Source organism: Solicola gregarius (genome assembly GCF_025790165.1).
In the GTDB taxonomy this organism is placed as follows: Bacteria; Actinomycetota; Actinomycetes; order Propionibacteriales; family Nocardioidaceae; genus Solicola; species Solicola gregarius.
On the sequence record NZ_CP094970.1, the window covers coordinates 2,962,774 to 2,980,596 of the forward strand.

Genomic DNA, 17,823 nt, shown 5'->3' on the forward strand with positions numbered 1-17,823 from the left:
TGGCATCGGCCGGTGAAGTCTGTCAGACTGTTGCGGTTGCTCCGGTGGAGTTGCCGGGGTGAGCGCTGCGTGCAGTGCCTCGCCGTACCAGGAGACTCCATCCGGCTCGATGCAGTTCAGGTCGGGCCCAACTACCTAACTCGAGAAGTGTGTGCCGTCGTGTGCCTTGCAGCCACCGCGACACGCCCGACCTCGGGGGTCGGAAGACCCGCGCTGTCGGAGTCGGGCGGTTGCCGGAGCGCGAGGCACGGCTCACCCGAGGCGTGACGAGACCAAACCTGGCACGACGCTAGGCCCGGCACCAAGAAAGGGACGAAGCGAGCGCTATGGCGGGACAGAAGATCCGCATCAGGCTCAAGGCCTATGACCACGAGGTGATTGACACCTCGGCGCGGAAGATCGTGGACACCGTGACGCGGACCGGCGCGACCATCGCCGGGCCGGTGCCGTTGCCGACCGAGAAGAACGTTTTCTGTGTCATTCGTTCGCCGCACAAGTACAAGGACAGCCGCGAGCACTTCGAGATGCGTACGCACAAGCGACTCATCGACATCATCGACCCGACGCCCAAGACCGTCGACTCGCTGATGCGGCTCGACCTGCCCGCCGGCGTCGACATCGAGATCAAGCTCTGAGGACCGAACACCCATGAGCAAGCAGCTGAGTAACCAGAAGGCAGACGTACGCGGTCTGCTCGGGCGCAAGGTCGGCATGACGCAGACCTGGGACGCCGACAACCGCGTCGTACCCGTCACCGTGATCGCCGCCGACACCAACGTCGTCACACAGATCCGCAAGGCCGAGACCGACGGCTACACCGCCGTGCAGATCGGTTTCGGCGAGATCGACGGCCGCAAGGTGAGCAAGCCGCGCGCGGGCCAGTTCGAGAAGGCAGGCGTCACGCCTCGTCGTACCGTCGCCGAGATTCGTACCGGCGCGATCGACGGCTTCGAGGTCGGGCAGCAGATCAGCCCCGACATCTTCGCCGTCGGTGACATCGTCGATGTCACCGGTACGAGCAAGGGCAAGGGATACGCCGGCGTGATGAAGCGACACGGCTTCTCCGGCGTCGGCGCGTCCCACGGCGCTCACCGCAACCACCGCAAGCCGGGCTCGATCGGTGGCTGTGCCACCCCGGGTCGCGTCTTCAAGGGATTGCGGATGGCCGGCCGGATGGGCAACGATCGCGTCACCGTGCAGAGCCTTTCGATCCACGCGGTCGACACCGACAAGGGCCTCATCCTGATCAAGGGCGCCGTGCCCGGAGCCAAGGGCTCGACGGTCATGATCCGCTCGGCCGCCAAGAAGGGAGCCTGATCATGAGCATCGTCAAGGTCGATCTCCCCGCAGAGATCTTCGACTCACCTGTGAACGTACCGTTGATCCACCAGGTCGTCGTGGCGCAGCAGGCGGCCGCCCGCCAGGGCTCGCACGCCACCAAGACCCGCGGCGAAGTCCGCGGCGGTGGCGCCAAGCCGTACCGCCAGAAGGGCACCGGCCGGGCCCGCCAGGGCTCGACCCGCGCGCCGCAGTTCGCCGGCGGTGGCGTCGTGCACGGCCCGACGCCGCGGTCGTACGCCCAGCGCACGCCGAAGAAGATGAAGGCCGCCGCACTGCGTGGTGCGCTCTCCGACCGCGCCCGCAACGAGCGGGTGCACGTCGTCGACGCGCTCGTCTCCGGTGAGACCCCGTCGACGAAGGCGGCGCTCGCCGCCGTTCGCGAGGTCACCGAGCGGACGCACGTACTCGTCGTCCACGCCCGCGACGACGAGCTCACGGTGAAGAGCCTGCGCAACGCACCGTCGATCCACCTGCTGCCGTCCGACCAGCTGAACACCTACGACGTGCTTCGCAACGACGACATCGTGTTCACCAAGGCGGCCTACGACGCGTTCATCGAGCGCGTGGCACCTGCGAAGGAGGCTGCCAAGTGAGCACGCTGCACGGCGACCCGCGCGACGTACTCCTCGCGCCGGTCGTGAGCGAGAAGAGCTACGGCCTGCTCGACGAGAACAAGTACACGTTCGTCGTCGCGCCGGACGCCAACAAGACGCAGATCAAGATCGCCGTCGAGAAGATCTTCGACGTCAAGGTCACCGGCGTGAACACGCTCAACCGCCCCGGCAAGCGCCGCCGTACCCGCACCGGGTGGGGCAAGCGTCCCGACACCAAGCGCGCGGTCGTCAGCGTGGCCGAGGGCCAGAGCATCGACATCTTCTCCGGACCGGGCGCCTGAGGGACACGAGGACGACATCATGGCTATTCGCAAGTACAAGCCGACCACCCCGGGCCGTCGCGGCTCGTCGGTCGCCGACTTCGCCGAGATCACCCGCACGACTCCCGAGAAGTCGCTGACCCGCCCACTGCCGAAGAAGGGCGGCCGCAACAACCAGGGCCGCATCACCACCCGGCACCAGGGCGGCGGTCACAAGCGTGCGTACCGCGTCATCGACTTCCGTCGCTACGACAAGGACGGCGTGCCGGCGAAGGTCGCACATATCGAGTACGACCCCAACCGCACCGCGCGCATCGCGCTGCTGCACTACGTCGACGGCGAGAAGCGCTACATCATCGCGCCGCAGGGCCTCGCGCAGGGCGCGACGGTCGAGGCCGGTGTGAAGGCCGACATCAAGCCGGGCAACAACCTACCGCTGCGCAACATCCCGGTCGGCACGATCGTGCACGCGATCGAGATGCGCCCCGGCGGCGGAGCCAAGCTCGGTCGCTCCGCGGGTGCCGCAGTCCAGCTGGTCGCCAAGGAAGGTAACCGCGCGCAGCTGCGGCTGCCGTCGGGCGAGATGCGCTACGTCGACGTACGTTGCCGCGCCAGCATCGGCGAGGTCGGCAACGCCGAGCAGTCCAACATCAACCTGGGCAAGGCCGGCCGCAACCGCTGGAAGGGCAAGCGCCCGAGCGTGCGCGGCGTCGTGATGAACCCGATCGACCACCCACACGGTGGTGGCGAGGGTCGTACGTCCGGTGGCCGGCACCCAGTGTCGCCGTGGGGCAAGCCCGAGGGCCGTACGCGCAAGCGCAAGGCCAGCGACAAGTTGATCGTCCGCCGCCGCAAGACCGGCAAGCGCTGAGACCGGAAGAGACGAGAAAGCAATGCCACGCAGCCTCAAGAAGGGCCCGTTCGTCGACGACCATCTGGTCAAGAAGGTCGACGCGCAGAACGAGCAGGGCAGCAAGAACGTGATCAAGACGTGGTCGCGTCGCTCGATGATCGTGCCGTCAATGATCGGCCACACGATCGCCGTGCACGACGGCCGCAAGCACGTCCCGGTGTTCGTGACCGAGGCGATGGTCGGGCACAAGCTCGGCGAGTTCGCCCCGACGCGTACGTTCCGCGGGCACGAGAAGGACGACCGAAAGGCGCGTAGACGATGAGCACCATGGAGCGCGGACGCGTGAGCGCTCGGCGAGACAGCCTCCTGGGCGACCAGGACGGCGCGTTCGCCGTCGCGCGATTCGTCCGAGTCACGCCGATGAAGGCCCGCCGGGTCGTCGACCTCGTGCGCGGCATGCCCGTTGACGAGGCGCTCGGTGTCCTGCAGTTCGCACCGCAGGCGGCCGCCGAGAACGTCCGCAAGCTGCTCGAGAGCGCCGTGGCAAACGCCGAGGTCGGTGAGGGTCTCGACGTTTCGACGCTCGTCGTCAGCAAGGCGTTCGTCGACGAGGGCCCGACGCTCAAGCGTTGGCGCCCGCGCGCACAGGGGCGGGCGTACCGCATCCGTAAGCGCACCAGCCACATCACGATCGTCGTCCAGCCCGAGGACGTCGTCGCAGACAACACCGCCGGAAGCAAGGGGAGGACCCGCTAGTGGGACAGAAGGTCAACCCGCACGGGTTCCGTCTCGGAGTATCGACGGACCACAAGAGCCGCTGGTACGCCGACAAGCTCTACGCGAGTTACGTCGGTGAGGACGTCAAGATCCGCAAGCTGCTGACCGTCGGCATGGACCGTGCCGGCATCAGCAAGGTCGAGATCGAGCGCACCCGCGACCGCGTACGCGTCGACATCCACACCGCCCGGCCGGGCATCGTCATCGGCCGTCGCGGCGCGGAGGCCGACCGCATCCGCGGTGAGCTGGAGAAGCTGACGGGCAAGCAGGTGCAGCTGAACATCCTCGAGGTCAAGAACCCCGAGACCGATGCGCAGCTCGTCGCCCAGGGCGTTGCAGAGCAGCTGTCCGGCCGTGTCCAGTTCCGTCGCGCGATGCGCAAGGCGCTGCAGACGACCATGCGAAGCGGCGCCAAGGGTGTCCGCATCCAGTGCTCCGGTCGACTCGGCGGTGCCGAGATGTCGCGGCAGGAGTTCTACCGCGAGGGCCGGGTGCCCCTGCACACGCTGCGCGCCGACGTCGACTACGGCTTCTACGAGGCACGTACGACCTTCGGCCGCATCGGCGTGAAGGTCTGGATCTACAAGGGCGAGGTCGCCGGCACCCGCGCCGAGCGTGAGGCGCAGGCCGCCGCGCGCGCCGCAGCGCCGAGTGGCCGTGGCCGCCCGTCGCGTGGGCGGCGTCCGAGCCGTCGCGGTGGCGATGAGCGTCGCGGTGGAGACGATCGCGGCGCCGCGCAGAAGACCAGTGCGCCTGCGGCCGACGCTGCCGCCGCCGCTCCCGCGGCCGAGAGCGCACCGACCGGACAGGAGAGCTGAACCATGCTGATCCCCAAGCGGGTCAAGCACCGCAAGCAGCACCACCCGACGCGGCGTGGTGTCGCCAAGGGCGGCACGTCGCTGGCGTTCGGCGACTACGGCATCCAGGCCACCGAGGGCAGTTACGTGACCAACCGGCAGATCGAGTCGGCACGTATTGCGATGACCCGGCACATCAAGCGTGGCGGCAAGGTGTGGATCAACATCTACCCCGACCGTCCGTTGACCAAGAAGCCCGCCGAGACCCGCATGGGTTCCGGTAAGGGCTCGCCCGAGTGGTGGGTCGCGAACGTCAAGCCCGGACGCGTGATGTTCGAGCTGTCCGGGGTCTCCGAAGACGTCGCGCGCGAGGCGCTGCGCCGCGCGATGCACAAGCTTCCGATGAAGTGCAAGTTCGTGAGCCGTGAGGCAGGTGACATCTGATGGCAACGTCCACACCGGCCACCGAGCTGCGTACGTTGAACGCAGACGATCTCGCCGAGAAGCTCGCCGAGCACAAGGCCGAGCTGTTCAACCTGCGGTTCCAGGCAGCGACCGGCCAGCTTGAGAGCCACGGTCGGCTGCGTACGGTGCGGCGCGACATCGCCCGCATCTACACGGTGATCCGCGAGCGCGAGCTCGGCATCATCGAGGCCGACGAGCCGACCGACGAGAGCGAGGGTGCGGCATGAGCGACCAGCAGACCGAAGTTGAGAAGGACACCGTGGTAGAAGCAAAGGGCCGTAGCGCACGCAAGGTGCGCGAGGGACTCGTCGTGAGCGACAAGATGGACAAGACCGTCGTCGTCGACGTCGAGGACCGTGTGAAGCACCCGCTGTACGGCAAGGTCTTGCGCCAGAACACCAAGCTCAAGGCCCACGACGAGACCAACCAGTGCGGCACCGGTGACCGCGTCCGCATCATGGAGACGCGTCCGCTGTCGGCCACCAAGCGTTGGCGCGTCGTCGAGGTTCTTGAGAAGGCGAAGTAAAGATGTACGCGGTGTTGAAGGGCCTCTCGAGGACCGAGACGACCATTCAACACAGCGTCGAGGTCCTCGAGAAGGCCAAGTAACTAATCGTTCCGCAAGGCTCACCCGGACGAGCCGGTTGAGAACCAGTGAGACAACAGGAGATATCCGATGATCCAGCAGGAGTCGCGGCTCAAGGTCGCCGACAACACCGGTGCCAAGGAAATCTTGTGCATCCGCGTGCTCGGCGGCTCCGGCCGCCGCTACGCCGGGATCGGCGACACCGTCGTTGCCACCGTCAAGGATGCGATCCCGGGCGGCAACGTGAAGAAGGGTGACGTCGTGAAGGCAGTCGTCGTGCGCACCGCCAAGGAGCGGCGTCGTCCCGACGGTTCGTACATCCGGTTCGACGAGAACGCCGCCGTCATCCTCAAGAGCGAGGGCGGCGAGCCGCGCGGTACGCGCATCTTCGGCCCGGTCGGGCGCGAGCTGCGCGACAAGCGCTTCATGAGAATCATCTCGCTGGCACCGGAGGTGCTCTGATGGCCAAGAAGAACGCCAGCCTGAACATCAAGAAGGGCGACCAGGTCCGCGTCGTCGCCGGCAAGGACAAGGGCGTCGAGGGCAAGGTCATCGCCGTCATCCCCGAGCGTGACCGCGTGATCGTCGAGGGCGCCAACCGCATCAAGCGGCACACCAAGGTGCAGCAGCAGGGTGGCCGCGCCGGCAATACCGGCGGGATCATCACCCAGGAGGCGGCGATCCACGTCTCGAACGTCATGCTCCTGGTCGACCACGACGGCGAGAAGACGACGTCGCGGGTGGGCTTCCGCCGCGAGGACGTCACCAAGACGCGCCCCGACGGTTCGACGTACGAGGCGCAGCGCAGTGTCCGGGTCGCGAAGCGCACCGGCGAGGAGATCTGATGAGCACCACCACCGAGACGGCCCCGGCGCCGCGGCTTCGCGCGCGATACCGCGAGGAGATCGTTCCCGCGCTGCGCGAGCAGTTCGGCTACGACAACATCATGCAGGTCCCGGGCCTGACCAAGATCGTCGTCAACATGGGTGTCGGCGAGGCTGCCCGCGACTCGAAGCTGATCGACGGCGCGGTCAACGATCTCGCCCTGATCGCCGGCCAGAAGCCGGCGATCACGAAGGCGCGCAAGTCGATCGCGCAGTTCAAGCTGCGTGAGGGCATGCCGATCGGTGCGCACGTGACCCTGCGCGGCGCCCGCATGTGGGAGTTCCTCGACCGGCTGCTGTCCGTTGCGTTGCCCCGCATCCGCGACTTCCGCGGCCTGTCGCCGCGGCAGTTCGACGGTCGTGGCAACTACACCTTCGGGATGACCGAGCAGGTCATGTTCTACGAGATCGACCAGGACAAGATCGATCGAAGCCGCGGCATGGACATCACCGTCGTGACGACCGCGACCAACAACGACGAGGGCCGGGCGCTGCTGAAGCAGCTCGGCTTCCCCTTCAAGGAGAACTGATGGCCAAGACAGGACTGCGAGTCAAGGCGTCGCGCAAGCCGAAGTTCGCGGTGCGCGCGTACACCCGCTGCCAGCGGTGCGGCCGGCCCCAGGCCGTGTACCGCAAGTTCGGCCTGTGCCGCGTGTGCCTTCGTGAGATGGCGCACCGCGGCGAGCTCCCCGGCGTCACCAAGAGCAGCTGGTAACCACCACCGAGACTGAACGCCGCAGGTCGCAACCGCGAAACCGTGGCGGGAAAGATTCACACCATGACGATGACCGATCCGATCGCGGACATGCTCGCGCGTGTACGCAACGGCAACCAGGCCTTCCACGACGACGTGCGCATGCCGTACAGCAAGCTCAAGGTCGGCGTAGCGGAGATCCTGCAGCAGGAGGGTTACATCACCTCCTACGAGATCGACGAGCCCGCTGAGGGCGTCGTCGGCAAGTCGCTGACCGTGACGCTGAAGTATGGCCCGCACCGCGAGCGCTCGATCTCGGGCATCCGCCGCATCAGCAAGCCGGGCCTTCGGGTGTACGCGAAGGCGAACAGCCTGCCCAAGGTTCTCGGAGGCCTCGGCGTCGCGATCATCTCGACCAGCCAGGGCCTGCTGACGGACCGCCAGGCGAATCAGAAGAAGGTAGGCGGGGAAGTCCTCGCCTACGTCTGGTAAGGCCGGAGCGAGGAGGAACGTAATGTCACGCATTGGCAAGTTGCCCGTCGTCGTGCCCGCCGGAGTCGAGGTCACCATCGACGGCCAGGACGTCACGGTGAAGGGCCCGAAGGGCTCGCTCAACCACACGGTTGCCACACCGATCACGGTCAAGCTCGGCGACGACGGTGTCGAGGTGTCGCGCCCGAACGAGGAGCGCGAGAGCAAGGCGCTGCACGGCCTGTCCCGCACGCTGATCCAGAACATGGTCACCGGTGTCACCGACGGCTATGAGAAGAAGCTCGAGATCGTCGGCGTCGGTTACCGCGTACTCGCGAAGGGCCCGTCTGCGGTCGAGCTGAACCTCGGCTACAGCCACCCGGTCAACTTCGAGGCACCCGACGGCATCACGATCGCGGTCGAGTCCGCGACGAGGTTCTCGGTGCAGGGCATCGACAAGCAGGCCGTCGGCGAGGTCGCCGCGAAGATCCGTAAGCTCCGTAAGCCCGAGCCGTACAAGGGCAAGGGTGTCCGTTACGCCGGCGAGCACGTCCGCCGCAAGGTCGGAAAGGCTGGTAAGTAGGAATGGCCATTGCTCTGAAGCATCGCCGCAACCTCGCGACGCGTACCGCGTCGAAGGCACGCCGACAGGTGCGCGGTCGCAAGAAGCTCACCGGAAGCACCGAGCGTCCGCGTCTCGTCGTGACCCGCTCGAGCCGGCACATCGTCGCTCAGGTCGTCAACGACCTCGAGGGTCGTACGCTTGCCTCGGCATCCTCGATGGAGGCCGACCTGCGTGGGCTCGACGGCGACAAGACCGCGAAGGCACACAAGGTCGGCGAGCTTGTCGCCGACCGGGCGAAGGCCGCCGGCGTCGAGACCGTCGTCTTCGACCGGGCGGGAAACAAGTACCAAGGTCGCGTAGCGGCTCTGGCCGACGGCGCCCGCGAGGGCGGCCTGGCCTTCTGATGAGGACACAGATTATGAGGAGTTCGAAATGAGCGGATCGCAGCGCCGCAGCGGTGGCGGCGGTGACCGTCGAGGCCGCGACCGGTCGGCGGACAAGACCGCCTACATCGAGAAGGTCGTCGGTATCAACCGCGTCGCCAAGGTCGTGAAGGGCGGTCGCCGGTTCAGCTTCACCGCGCTCGTGGTCGTCGGAGACGGCGACGGCATGGTCGGTGTCGGCTACGGCAAGGCCAAGGAAGTGCCGACCGCTATCGCGAAGGGTGTCGAGGAGGCCAAGAAGAGCTTCTTCCGCGTCCCGCGCATCCAAGGCACCATCCCGCACCCAGTACAGGGTGAGAAGGCGGCCGGCGTCGTGCTGCTGCGTCCGGCCTCGCCCGGTACCGGAGTCATCGCCGGTGGGCCGGTGCGCGCCGTGCTCGAGGCCGCGGGCGTACACGACGTGCTGAGCAAGTCGCTCGGGTCGGCGAATGCGATCAACATCGTGCACGCGACCGTCGAGGCGCTCCGCATGCTCGAGTCGCCGGAGTCGGTTGCCGCGCGTCGTGGCCTGCCCGTCGAAGATGTCGCTCCGAGCGCGCTGCTGAAGGCACGCGCGGAGGTGACGTCCTGATGGGATCGGTCAAGGTACGCCAGGTGCGCTCGACGATCGGGCGCAAGAAGAACCAGCGCGAGACCCTGCGTACGCTCGGTCTCAAGCGCATCGGAGACGAGGTCGTCCGCGAGGATCGCCCCGAGGTCCGGGGCATGCTTGCGACCGTGACGCACCTCGTCGATGTCGAGGAGGTCGACTGACATGGCGCTCAAGCTCCACCACCTGCGCCCTGCGCCGGGAGCCAAGACGGCGAAGACCCGGGTAGGACGCGGCGAGGCCAGCAAGGGCAAGACCGCGGGCCGCGGCACCAAGGGCACGAAGGCCCGCAACCAGGTGCCCGCGACGTTCGAGGGTGGCCAGACGCCGCTGCACATGCGGCTGCCGAAGATGAAGGGCTTCAAGAGCCCGTTCAAGGTCGAGTTCCAGGTCGTCAACCTCGACCGGCTCTCGGCCCTCTACCCCGACGGCGGAGCGGTCGGAGTCGATGACCTCGCCGCCAAGGGTGCCGTACGCTCAGGGCGTCCGGTCAAGGTCCTCGGCACCGGCGACATCGAGGTTGCGGTGCAGATCAGTGCACACGCGTTCTCGGCGTCTGCACGGCAAAAGATCGAGGCCGCTGGGGGCACGGTCACCCAGCTGTGACCGGCATGATGGAATTGACGGAGAGGCGTGTCTTCGCGGGCGGCTGCGAGTGACACGCCTTTTCGCAATGACTTCTCGGCCGAACGCGATCCGGATCCTCCGGGTCGCCCGTGACAAGCGCCCCGACGGGGTACGTGGGAGGACTTGGTGCTAGGCGCCTTCGTCAACGCGTTCAAGACGCCCGACCTGCGACGCAAGTTGCTGTTCGTGCTGTTCATCATCGTGTTGTTCCGGCTCGGCTCGACTCTCCCCGCGCCGGGCGTGGACGTCGCGAATGTCGAGGCCTGCTTCACCAGCGCCTCCGAGGGCAACCAGGCCGGCCTCTTCACCCTGATCAACGTCTTCTCCGGCGGTGCACTGCTGCAGTTGACGGTCTTTGCGCTCGGCATCATGCCCTACATCACGGCGAGCATCATCCTGCAGCTGCTGACCGTCGTCATCCCGCGGCTGGAGGCCCTGAAGAAGGAGGGGCAGTCCGGCCAGGCGAAGATCACCCAGTACACCCGGTACCTCACGCTCGGCCTCGCGGTCCTGCAGGGCACCGGCATCGTCGCGCTCGCGCGTTCGGGCAACCTGTTCGGCAGCTCCTGTGACCTACCGCTGCTGCACGACCCCGACAGCATCGTGCAGTTCCTGATCACGGTGCTCACGATGGTCGCCGGCACCTCGGTGATCATGTGGTTCGGCGAGCTGATCACCGACCGCGGCATCGGCAACGGCATGTCGATCATGATCTTCACCCAGGTCGTCGCGACGTTCCCGGGTGCGATGTGGACGATCCGCCAGCAGAGCGGCTGGCGTACGTTCGCGATCGTCATCGTGATCGGCCTCGCGGTCGTCGCCGCGGTGATCTTCATCGAACAGGCGCAGCGACGCATTCCGGTGCAGTACGCGCGCCGGATGGTCGGGCGCCGCATGTTCGGCGGCTCCTCGACGTACATCCCGCTGAAGGTCAACCAGGCCGGCATCATCCCGGTCATCTTCGCCTCCAGCCTGATGTACATCCCCGCGCTCATGTCGCAGTTCAACCAGGACGCACCATGGTCGGGGTGGGTCAACAGCCACTTCGTCAAGGGTGACCACCCGCTCTACATGGCGACCTATTTCGCGCTCATCATCTTCTTCACGTACTTCTATGTGTCGATCACCTTCAACCCCAAGGAGGTGTCCGACAACATGAAGAAGTACGGCGGCTTCATCCCCGGGATCCGGGCGGGCAAGCCGACGGAGGAGTACTTGGGGTACGTCCTGTCCCGTATCACGCTGCCGGGTGCGCTCTACCTCGGCCTGATCTCGATGATCCCGCTGATCGCGTTCGTACTGATCAACGCGAACCAGAACTTCCCGTTCGGCGGTACGACGATCCTGATCATCGTCGGTGTCGGGCTCGACACCGTCAAGCAGATCGAGAGCCAGCTGCAGCAGCGCAACTATGAAGGGTTCCTTCGCTGATGCGTATGTTGTTGATGGGCCCGCCCGGCGCCGGCAAGGGCACGCAGGCCGTCCGGTTGTCCGCGATGTTGTCCGTGCCGCAGATCTCGACGGGCGACATCTTCCGCGCGAACGTGTCCGAGGGCACCGAGCTCGGCAAGACGGCGCAGTCGTACATGGACGCCGGCGAGTACGTACCCGACGAGGTCACGAACGCGATGGTGCGCGACCGGCTGAACCAGGACGACGCGCGTCGCGGATTCCTGCTCGACGGCTACCCGCGCACGCTCGACCAGGTGCGTACGCTCGACGACATCCTCGCCGAGCAGCACGGCGAGCTCGATGCCGTGCTCGAGCTGTCCGTCGACTCCGAGGAGCTCATCGGGCGGTTGCTCAAGCGCGCGCAGGAGTCGGGGCGCGCCGACGACACCGAGGACGTCATCCGGCACCGCCAGGAGGTGTACGTCGAGCAGACGGCGCCGCTGGTGGCGACGTACGAGCAGCGCGGGCTGCTGGTACGCGTCGACGGCATGGGTGACGTCGACGAGGTCGGTGTCCGCATCACCGCCGCGCTCGCGGAGCGGGGCATCACGGCACCGAGCGAAACCGCGGTGTCCGACGAAGGCGCCTGACCAGGTCGTGTCTCCCTATACCTCGCCGGCTCGCGTGCCTCCGCATCCCGCCTGGCTGCGTTACGGTCGCTCTCAGGAGAATCCAACTACAGCTTCGCTCCCGCGCCTTGCCAGATCGGGCGCGGAGCCCCGCTCGCTGATCGACGAGGCACAAGGAGACACGACCTAGTGGGCCTGCTCGACCGGGGCATCGAGATCAAGCGTCCCGAGCAGATCGAGCGCATGCGCGAGGCGGGCATCGTCACGCGTGAGGCGCTCGACCTCGTGCGTGACCATGTACGTCCGGGCGTGACGACCGGAGAGCTCGACGAGATCGCCGAGACGCACATCCGCTCGCGCGGTGCCGTGCCCAACTTCAAGGGATATCACGGCTTTCCCGGCACGATCTGCACGTCCGTCAACGACATCGTCGTCCACGGCATCCCGGGCGATCGGGAGCTGCGCCGGGGCGACATCATCTCGATCGACTGTGGTGCGATCGTCGACGGCTGGCACGGCGATGCGGCGATCACCGTCGCCGTCGGGCCGGTGCCCGACGAGGTGCTCGAGATGATGGCCGTCTGCGAGGAGTCGATGTGGCGCGGCATCGCCGCCGCTCGGCTCGGCGGGCGGGTCACCGACATCGGTCACTCGATCGAGACGTACGTGCGCGAGCGCGGCTCGTACGGGATCGTGGAGGACTACGTCGGCCACGGAATCGGGTCGGCGATGCATCAGCCGCCGAACGTACCGAACTACGGCAAACCCGGGCGCGGGCCGAAGCTGGTCACGGGGCTCGTACTCGCGGTCGAGCCGATGATCACCCAGGGAACGATCGACACCCGGGTGCTCCCCGACGAGTGGACGGTCGAGACGGTCGACGGGTCCTGGTCGGCCCACTACGAGAACACCTTCACGCTCACCGACGCCGGCACCTGGGTGCTCACCGAGCTCGACGGCGGCAAGGCGAAGCTGTCCGACCTCGGCATCCCCTACGGCGGACGGTGAGGAGAGAGAGTTCTGGCCCCGTGAGGAGAGGATCCCCGCCCGGTGAGGAGTGGATCCCGCCGGTGAGGAGTGGATCCCGGCCCGGGACGCCGGCCCGAAATCTCTCGCCGCAGGGCCGCAAGTCTCTCCTCACGGGGCCAGAACCCTCTCCTCACCGTGCGTAGTACCTGGCGCGGCGCGGTTGCCCTCTCGACCCAACTCGGGTAGATGTTGCGCCCGTGCCCGCCGAAGGGTGGTCACGTGACACTCGCGTCGGTAGGGTGTCGGATTGTCAACAAAACTACGAACCTTGTACGACGGCCGCGTGAACGCGTCGGTCGACTCGACTGAGGGAGTGGGCGATGGCCTCCACCGGACCGGACGAAGCGACGGGGAATGCGCAGGAAGACGTGCCCCCGGGCGTCCTCAAGCGCGCCGTTGCCGCCTCTGCGATGGGCAACGCGACCGAGTGGTTCGACTACGGTGTATACGCCTACGTTGCTACCGAGATCGGCGCCAACTTCTTCCCGGGCGACCATGAGAACCTTGGCGCGTTGCTCGGTTTCGCCGTTTCCTTTGTGTTGCGCCCGATCGGCGGGATCGTCTGGGGTCCGCTCGGCGACAAGCTCGGTCGATCGACCGTGCTCGCGACGACGATCCTGTTGATGAGCTCCGCGACGTTCTGTGTCGGCCTCGTACCGAGTTACGACACGATCGGTATCTGGGCACCGATCATCCTGATTCTGCTCCGAATCGTCCAAGGGTTCTCCACCGGCGGCGAGTACGGAGGCGCGGCGACGTTCATGGCGGAGTACTCGCCGGACAAGCGGCGGGGGTTCTGGGGCAGCTTCCTCGAGTTCGGAACCCTTGCGGGGTTCTCGGCAGGATTGATCGTTGTCGGTGGCCTGCGCCTCTGGATCGGCGACGACGCTATGGAGGACTGGGGATGGCGTATCCCCTTCTTCATCGCTGGTCCGCTCGGAGCGATCGGCCTCTATCTACGGATCAAGATGGAGGACACCCCGGTCTTCCGCGACCTCGAGGAGAAGGGCGAGGTCGAGCACGAGGCAACCGGCGCCCTGAAGGACCTGCTGGCGCAGTACTGGAAGCCGATTCTCCAGCTCTTCGGGCTGGTCATCGCGCTCAACGTCGCGAACTACACATTGCTGGCGTACATGCCGACCTATCTCCCGGACACCATCGGCATGGACAAAGGCAAGGCCGAGTTCATGGTGCTCATCGGGCAACTCTGCATGATGCTGGTCATCCCCTTCGCAGGGTCCCTTTCCGACCGGATCGGACGAAAGCCATGCTGGTGGTACTCGCTGGTCGGGCTGTTCGTTCTCGCGCTCCCGATGTTCTGGCTGATGGCCCAGAACCTGGCACTCGCGATCGTTGGGTTCACGGTGCTGGGTGTCGTGTACGTACTGCAACTCGGCACCATCTCGGCGACGTTCCCGGCAATGTTCCCGACGCACGTGCGCTATGCGGGTATGGCGATCTCGTACAACGTCGCGACGGCCGCGTTCGGAGGCACAGCCCCACTGGTGAATGAGGCCCTCATCGATGCGACCGGAAACTCCTATATCCCGGCGTTCTACATGATGGGTGCATGTGTCATCGGGATGATCGGGCTGTACTACGTCGTTGAGACGAAGGGCGCGTCTCTCCAGGGACGAGGCGTACCCGGGGTCCCGGCGACGCCGCCCGGGCCACTCCCTGGCGACCGCACCGCCGACGCCTGACCGTCAAGCAGGCAACAAGGAGGGCCCCCGCCGCATGGCGGGGGCCCTCTTCTGCTCGTACGAGCGAAGCGTCAGCCGACGACGGCGTCGACCGCCTCGCCCCAGAGGCCGGCGGCCTCGTCGACGTTCGCGGTCTCGACCACGAGCGCCGGGATGAACCGGACGACCTGACCCCAGGCGCCGCAGGTGAGCAGCAGCAGTCCGCGCTTGGCGGCCTCCTGCTGCGCGGCCGCAGCGGTCGCGCCGTCGGGGTTGCCGTCGGCGTCACGGAACTCGTTGCCGAGCATCAGCCCGAGCCCGCGTACGTCGGTGATCTGGTCGTGCTTGGCCGCGACCGCGGACAGCGCCGAGCGCAGCTCGTCGCCGCGGTCGGCGGCGTTCTGCACGAGCTTCTCCTCCTCGATCACGTCGAGGGTGGCGAGGGCGGCGGCGCAGGCGACGGCGTTCGCGCCGTACGTGCCGCCCTGCGAGCCCGGCCACGCCTTCGCCATCAGCTCCGGAGACGCCGCGATCGCCGACAGGGGGAAACCGGACGCGATGCCCTTGGCCGTGACGAGCACATCGGGCTTGGCGTTGAAGTGGTCGAGGCCCCAGAACTTGCCCGTGCGGCCCCAGCCGGTCTGCACCTCGTCGAGGACGAGCAGGATGCCGTGCTTGTCGGCGCGCTCGCGCAGGCCGGCGAGGAAGCGCTCGTTGGCAGGTACGTAGCCGCCCTCGCCGAGGACCGGCTCGACCAGGAACGCCGCGGTGTCCTGCGGCGACGACATGGTCTGCAGGGTGTAGTCGAGCTGCTTGAGCGCGAAGTCGGTCGCCTCGTCCTGCGTCCAGCCGAAGTGGGTCGGGTCGGGGAACGGCGAGACGTGCACGCCGGACATCAGCGGGCTGAAGCCCGCGCGGAACTTCGTACCCGACGTCGTGAGCGACGCGGCGGCGACCGTACGCCCGTGGAAGCCGCCATGGAAGACGATGATGTTCGGGCGGCCGGTGGCCTGCCGGGTCAGGCGGAGCGCGGCTTCGATCGCTTCGGAGCCGGAGTTGGAGAAGAACACCCGCTCGAGCCCGGACGGGAGCACCTCGCTGAGCCGCTCGGTGAGCGTGAGCAGCGGCCGGTGCATCACCGTGGTGTACTGCGCATGGATCACCTTCGCGACCTGTTCCTGCGCGGCCGCGACGACGCGCGGATGGCAGTGCCCGGTGCTGGTGACTCCGATACCGGCGGTGAAGTCGAGAAAGCGGCGTCCGTCCTCGTCGAAAAGGTGGACGCCCTCGCCGCGCTCGACGACGACGCCGGTCGCTTGCTTGAGTATCTGGGACAGTTCGGCCACGGACGCTCCTCTGCTAGGCGGGTCGACGCTGATGCGCGGTGTGCAGTGGTCGATCCCGGTGGTTGGTTGCTGGTCGGGGACGCTGGTAGATTGTCGACAATCAGCGTAACAGGGCTGCGCGCTCGCGGGAATCCCGCGGCCGTAACGTTGCGCCAAGACGCCTCGAACCCCCGGGAGAGTGACCATGACCGACAACGACGCCCGCAGCACGACCGCCGGCTCCGCCGAGGCGGTGATCGCATCCGTGCCGAAGCAGCTGTACGTAGGGGGTGAGTGGCGTGCGGCGCAGGGCGGCGCAACGTTCGACGTACTCGACCCGTCCACGGGTGATGTGCTGTGTGCCGTGGCCGATGCGACGCCGGCCGACGGTCGCGCCGCGCTGGACGCCGCCGTCGGAGCGCAGGCGTCGTTCGCCGCGGTCCCGCCGCGCCAGCGCGCCGACATGCTCACCAAGGCGTTCGACCTCCTGCACGAGCGCATCGACGACCTCGCCCGGCTGATGACCCTCGAGATGGGCAAGCCTCTTGCCGAGGCGAAGGGTGAGATCGCCTACGCCGCGGAGTTCTTCCGGCATTTCGCCGCGGAGGCCGTACGTATCGACGGCGGCTACCAGACGGCACCTGCGGGTGGGTCCCGGTTCCTGGTCGCCAAACAGCCGGTCGGCCCGTGCCTGCTGATCACGCCGTGGAACTTCCCGATGGCGATGGGTACGCGCAAGCTCGGCCCCGCGATCGCGGCCGGTTGTACGTCGGTGATCAAGCCCGCGCACCAGACCCCGTTGTCGATGCTGGCCCTGGTCGACATCCTCCGCGAGGCCGGCGTACCCGACGGCGTCGTCAACGTCGTGCAGACCAGCGACCCCAACGGCGTGATGGAGCCGCTGATCCGCTCCGGTGAGGCCCGCAAGCTGTCGTTCACCGGTTCGACTAAGGTCGGCCGGATCCTGCTCGAGCAGTGCGCCGACAAGGTCCTTCGTACGTCGATGGAGCTCGGTGGCAATGCGCCGTTCGTCGTGTTCGAGGACGCCGACCTCGACGAGGCGGTCGAGGGCGCGGTCGCCGCGAAGATGCGCAACATGGGCGAGGCGTGCACCGCCGCCAACCGGATCTACGTACACGAGAGCGTGATCGAGGAGTTCGGCGACAAGCTTGCGAAGGCGATGGCCGCGATGCCGGTCGGGCGCGGACTCGACGACGGTACGCGTGTGGGTCCGTTGATCGACGACGCGGCGCTGCGCAAGGTCTCCGAGCTGGTCGAGGACGCCGTTGAGCGGGGCGCGAGCGTGCTCACCGGTGGCGAGCCCGGGCAGGGCGCCGGATACTTCTACCCGCCGACGGTGCTCACCGGCGTACCCGAGACGGCCACGATGGCGAGCGAGGAGATCTTCGGCCCGGTCGCGCCGCTCACGTCGTTCTCCACCGAGGACGAGGCGATCGCGGCCGCCAACAACACCGAGTACGGCCTGGTTTCGTACGTCTACACCAACGACCTGCGGCGCTCGCTGCGCGTCGCGGAGGCGCTCGAGACCGGCATGGTCGGGCTCAACCAGGGCGTCGTGTCGAACCCCGCAGCGCCGTTCGGCGGCGTGAAGATGTCGGGTCTCGGCCGCGAGGGCGGGTCGACGGGCATCGACGAGTTCCTCGAGATCAAGTACATCGGCATCACCACCTGACCCATCACGGTGAGGAGAGGATTCTGGCCCCGCGAGGAGAGGGTTCGGCCCGCTTTCGGGGCCAGAAGTCTCTCGCGGGAGGGCCAGAATCCTCTCCTCACTGTGGG

At 67.2% G+C, this 17,823-nt stretch carries 27 protein-coding genes; 26 read left to right on the plus strand and 1 reads right to left on the minus strand.

Going from position 1 to position 17,823, the window contains the following annotated elements:
- Positions 1–326 precede the first annotated feature (326 nt).
- From rpsJ to L0C25_RS14645, 25 genes are all read left to right on the plus strand, one after another.
- Complete coding sequence (rpsJ, locus tag L0C25_RS14525; protein WP_271632387.1) at positions 327–635, plus strand: 30S ribosomal protein S10; 309 nt, start codon at positions 327–329, stop codon at positions 633–635.
- Positions 636–660: 25 nt separating this feature from the next.
- On the plus strand, positions 661–1,317 hold the full coding sequence (rplC, locus tag L0C25_RS14530) for a 50S ribosomal protein L3 (RefSeq protein ID WP_271636836.1): 657 nt from the start codon (positions 661–663) through the stop codon (positions 1,315–1,317).
- A gap of 2 nt (positions 1,318–1,319) precedes the next feature.
- The gene (gene rplD, locus L0C25_RS14535; protein WP_271632388.1) at positions 1,320–1,934 is read left to right on the plus strand and encodes a 50S ribosomal protein L4; all 615 of its coding nucleotides are present in this window, start codon (positions 1,320–1,322) and stop codon (positions 1,932–1,934) included.
- Positions 1,931–2,236 (plus strand): 50S ribosomal protein L23, encoded by a 306-nt coding sequence (rplW, locus tag L0C25_RS14540; protein ID WP_271632389.1) that lies wholly within the window; start codon positions 1,931–1,933, stop codon positions 2,234–2,236. The genes rplD and rplW overlap by 4 nt, the downstream gene beginning before the upstream one ends.
- Before the next feature lie 19 nt (positions 2,237–2,255).
- The gene (gene rplB / locus L0C25_RS14545) at positions 2,256–3,086 is read left to right on the plus strand and encodes a 50S ribosomal protein L2 (protein WP_271632391.1); all 831 of its coding nucleotides are present in this window, start codon (positions 2,256–2,258) and stop codon (positions 3,084–3,086) included.
- 22 nt (positions 3,087–3,108) lie between these two features.
- Positions 3,109–3,390, plus strand: a complete 282-nt coding sequence (gene rpsS / locus L0C25_RS14550; protein ID WP_271632392.1) for a 30S ribosomal protein S19 — start codon at positions 3,109–3,111, stop codon at positions 3,388–3,390.
- A complete protein-coding gene (rplV, locus tag L0C25_RS14555) occupies positions 3,387–3,824 on the plus strand; it encodes a 50S ribosomal protein L22 (RefSeq protein WP_271632393.1) in 438 nt (145 codons plus the stop codon). The genes rpsS and rplV overlap by 4 nt, the downstream gene beginning before the upstream one ends.
- Positions 3,824–4,663, plus strand: coding sequence for a 30S ribosomal protein S3 (rpsC, locus tag L0C25_RS14560; RefSeq protein WP_271632394.1), 840 nt, complete (start codon positions 3,824–3,826; stop codon positions 4,661–4,663). Before rplV ends, rpsC begins: the two co-directional genes overlap by 1 nt.
- Before the next feature lie 3 nt (positions 4,664–4,666).
- Positions 4,667–5,086: a 50S ribosomal protein L16 gene (rplP, locus tag L0C25_RS14565; RefSeq protein WP_271632395.1), complete on the plus strand. Its 420-nt coding sequence runs from the start codon at positions 4,667–4,669 to the stop codon at positions 5,084–5,086.
- Positions 5,086–5,334, plus strand: coding sequence for a 50S ribosomal protein L29 (gene rpmC / locus L0C25_RS14570; protein ID WP_271632396.1), 249 nt, complete (start codon positions 5,086–5,088; stop codon positions 5,332–5,334). The genes rplP and rpmC overlap by 1 nt, the downstream gene beginning before the upstream one ends.
- Positions 5,331–5,633: a 30S ribosomal protein S17 gene (gene rpsQ, locus L0C25_RS14575; RefSeq protein ID WP_271632397.1), complete on the plus strand. Its 303-nt coding sequence runs from the start codon at positions 5,331–5,333 to the stop codon at positions 5,631–5,633. The genes rpmC and rpsQ overlap by 4 nt, the downstream gene beginning before the upstream one ends.
- A gap of 150 nt (positions 5,634–5,783) precedes the next feature.
- The gene (gene rplN, locus L0C25_RS14580) at positions 5,784–6,155 is read left to right on the plus strand and encodes a 50S ribosomal protein L14 (RefSeq protein WP_271632398.1); all 372 of its coding nucleotides are present in this window, start codon (positions 5,784–5,786) and stop codon (positions 6,153–6,155) included.
- Positions 6,155–6,538 carry a 50S ribosomal protein L24 gene (rplX, locus tag L0C25_RS14585; RefSeq protein ID WP_271632399.1) on the plus strand — a complete coding sequence of 128 codons (384 nt, stop codon included), beginning with the start codon at positions 6,155–6,157 and terminating at the stop codon, positions 6,536–6,538. Before rplN ends, rplX begins: the two co-directional genes overlap by 1 nt.
- On the plus strand, positions 6,538–7,107 hold the full coding sequence (rplE, locus tag L0C25_RS14590) for a 50S ribosomal protein L5 (protein WP_271632400.1): 570 nt from the start codon (positions 6,538–6,540) through the stop codon (positions 7,105–7,107). Before rplX ends, rplE begins: the two co-directional genes overlap by 1 nt.
- Entirely contained in the window at positions 7,107–7,292 is a 186-nt protein-coding gene (locus L0C25_RS14595) for a type Z 30S ribosomal protein S14 (RefSeq protein WP_271632401.1), read from the plus strand. Before rplE ends, L0C25_RS14595 begins: the two co-directional genes overlap by 1 nt.
- Positions 7,293–7,355: 63 nt before the next feature.
- The gene (rpsH, locus tag L0C25_RS14600) at positions 7,356–7,763 is read left to right on the plus strand and encodes a 30S ribosomal protein S8 (protein ID WP_271632402.1); all 408 of its coding nucleotides are present in this window, start codon (positions 7,356–7,358) and stop codon (positions 7,761–7,763) included.
- A gap of 22 nt (positions 7,764–7,785) precedes the next feature.
- A complete protein-coding gene (rplF, locus tag L0C25_RS14605) occupies positions 7,786–8,325 on the plus strand; it encodes a 50S ribosomal protein L6 (protein WP_271632403.1) in 540 nt (179 codons plus the stop codon).
- Positions 8,326–8,327: 2 nt separating this feature from the next.
- Positions 8,328–8,711, plus strand: coding sequence for a 50S ribosomal protein L18 (gene rplR / locus L0C25_RS14610; protein ID WP_271632404.1), 384 nt, complete (start codon positions 8,328–8,330; stop codon positions 8,709–8,711).
- A 28-nt stretch (positions 8,712–8,739) separates the two neighbouring features.
- Complete coding sequence (rpsE, locus tag L0C25_RS14615; protein ID WP_271632405.1) at positions 8,740–9,321, plus strand: 30S ribosomal protein S5; 582 nt, start codon at positions 8,740–8,742, stop codon at positions 9,319–9,321.
- Positions 9,321–9,503 carry a 50S ribosomal protein L30 gene (gene rpmD / locus L0C25_RS14620; protein WP_271632406.1) on the plus strand — a complete coding sequence of 61 codons (183 nt, stop codon included), beginning with the start codon at positions 9,321–9,323 and terminating at the stop codon, positions 9,501–9,503. Before rpsE ends, rpmD begins: the two co-directional genes overlap by 1 nt.
- Position 9,504: 1 nt before the next feature.
- On the plus strand, positions 9,505–9,945 hold the full coding sequence (gene rplO / locus L0C25_RS14625; protein WP_271632407.1) for a 50S ribosomal protein L15: 441 nt from the start codon (positions 9,505–9,507) through the stop codon (positions 9,943–9,945).
- A 147-nt stretch (positions 9,946–10,092) separates the two neighbouring features.
- A complete protein-coding gene (gene secY, locus L0C25_RS14630; protein WP_271632408.1) occupies positions 10,093–11,397 on the plus strand; it encodes a preprotein translocase subunit SecY in 1,305 nt (434 codons plus the stop codon).
- On the plus strand, positions 11,397–12,008 hold the full coding sequence (locus tag L0C25_RS14635) for an adenylate kinase (protein ID WP_271632409.1): 612 nt from the start codon (positions 11,397–11,399) through the stop codon (positions 12,006–12,008). The genes secY and L0C25_RS14635 overlap by 1 nt, the downstream gene beginning before the upstream one ends.
- Positions 12,009–12,176: 168 nt before the next feature.
- A complete protein-coding gene (gene map, locus L0C25_RS14640; protein WP_271632410.1) occupies positions 12,177–12,995 on the plus strand; it encodes a type I methionyl aminopeptidase in 819 nt (272 codons plus the stop codon).
- A gap of 341 nt (positions 12,996–13,336) precedes the next feature.
- Positions 13,337–14,719 (plus strand): MFS transporter, encoded by a 1,383-nt coding sequence (locus L0C25_RS14645; RefSeq protein ID WP_271632411.1) that lies wholly within the window; start codon positions 13,337–13,339, stop codon positions 14,717–14,719.
- 71 nt (positions 14,720–14,790) lie between these two features.
- Here the strand turns inward: L0C25_RS14645 and L0C25_RS14650 are convergent, their stop codons facing one another.
- Entirely contained in the window at positions 14,791–16,044 is a 1,254-nt protein-coding gene (locus tag L0C25_RS14650) for an aspartate aminotransferase family protein (RefSeq protein ID WP_271632412.1), read from the minus strand.
- A 184-nt stretch (positions 16,045–16,228) separates the two neighbouring features.
- Here L0C25_RS14650 and L0C25_RS14655 point away from each other — a divergent pair, with 184 nt between their 5' ends.
- On the plus strand, positions 16,229–17,716 hold the full coding sequence (locus L0C25_RS14655) for an NAD-dependent succinate-semialdehyde dehydrogenase (protein WP_271632413.1): 1,488 nt from the start codon (positions 16,229–16,231) through the stop codon (positions 17,714–17,716).
- The last annotated feature ends 107 nt before the right edge of the window (positions 17,717–17,823 follow it).

Bases quoted from the DNA above. Each gene is read 5' to 3' on its own strand.
- rpsQ (WP_271632397.1), top strand. From the start codon at position 5,331: ATGAGCGACCAGCAGACCGAAGTTGAGAAGGACACCGTGGTAGAAGCA.
- rplE (WP_271632400.1), top strand. From the start codon at position 6,538: ATGAGCACCACCACCGAGACGGCCCCGGCGCCGCGGCTTCGCGCGCGA.
- L0C25_RS14595 (WP_271632401.1), top strand. From the start codon at position 7,107: ATGGCCAAGACAGGACTGCGAGTCAAGGCGTCGCGCAAGCCGAAGTTC.
- L0C25_RS14655 (WP_271632413.1), top strand. From the start codon at position 16,229: ATGACCGACAACGACGCCCGCAGCACGACCGCCGGCTCCGCCGAGGCG.
- rplP (WP_271632395.1), top strand. From the start codon at position 4,667: ATGCTGATCCCCAAGCGGGTCAAGCACCGCAAGCAGCACCACCCGACG.
- rplR (WP_271632404.1), top strand. From the start codon at position 8,328: ATGGCCATTGCTCTGAAGCATCGCCGCAACCTCGCGACGCGTACCGCG.
- rplD (WP_271632388.1), top strand. From the start codon at position 1,320: ATGAGCATCGTCAAGGTCGATCTCCCCGCAGAGATCTTCGACTCACCT.
- rpsJ (WP_271632387.1), top strand. From the start codon at position 327: ATGGCGGGACAGAAGATCCGCATCAGGCTCAAGGCCTATGACCACGAG.
- rpmD (WP_271632406.1), top strand. From the start codon at position 9,321: ATGGGATCGGTCAAGGTACGCCAGGTGCGCTCGACGATCGGGCGCAAG.
- L0C25_RS14635 (WP_271632409.1), top strand. From the start codon at position 11,397: ATGCGTATGTTGTTGATGGGCCCGCCCGGCGCCGGCAAGGGCACGCAG.
- rplO (WP_271632407.1), top strand. From the start codon at position 9,505: ATGGCGCTCAAGCTCCACCACCTGCGCCCTGCGCCGGGAGCCAAGACG.
- rplN (WP_271632398.1), top strand. From the start codon at position 5,784: ATGATCCAGCAGGAGTCGCGGCTCAAGGTCGCCGACAACACCGGTGCC.
- rpsS (WP_271632392.1), top strand. From the start codon at position 3,109: ATGCCACGCAGCCTCAAGAAGGGCCCGTTCGTCGACGACCATCTGGTC.
- rpsE (WP_271632405.1), top strand. From the start codon at position 8,740: ATGAGCGGATCGCAGCGCCGCAGCGGTGGCGGCGGTGACCGTCGAGGC.
- rplF (WP_271632403.1), top strand. From the start codon at position 7,786: ATGTCACGCATTGGCAAGTTGCCCGTCGTCGTGCCCGCCGGAGTCGAG.
- rpsH (WP_271632402.1), top strand. From the start codon at position 7,356: ATGACGATGACCGATCCGATCGCGGACATGCTCGCGCGTGTACGCAAC.
- rplB (WP_271632391.1), top strand. From the start codon at position 2,256: ATGGCTATTCGCAAGTACAAGCCGACCACCCCGGGCCGTCGCGGCTCG.
- rpmC (WP_271632396.1), top strand. From the start codon at position 5,086: ATGGCAACGTCCACACCGGCCACCGAGCTGCGTACGTTGAACGCAGAC.
- L0C25_RS14645 (WP_271632411.1), top strand. From the start codon at position 13,337: ATGGCCTCCACCGGACCGGACGAAGCGACGGGGAATGCGCAGGAAGAC.
- rplV (WP_271632393.1), top strand. From the start codon at position 3,387: ATGAGCACCATGGAGCGCGGACGCGTGAGCGCTCGGCGAGACAGCCTC.
- rplX (WP_271632399.1), top strand. From the start codon at position 6,155: ATGGCCAAGAAGAACGCCAGCCTGAACATCAAGAAGGGCGACCAGGTC.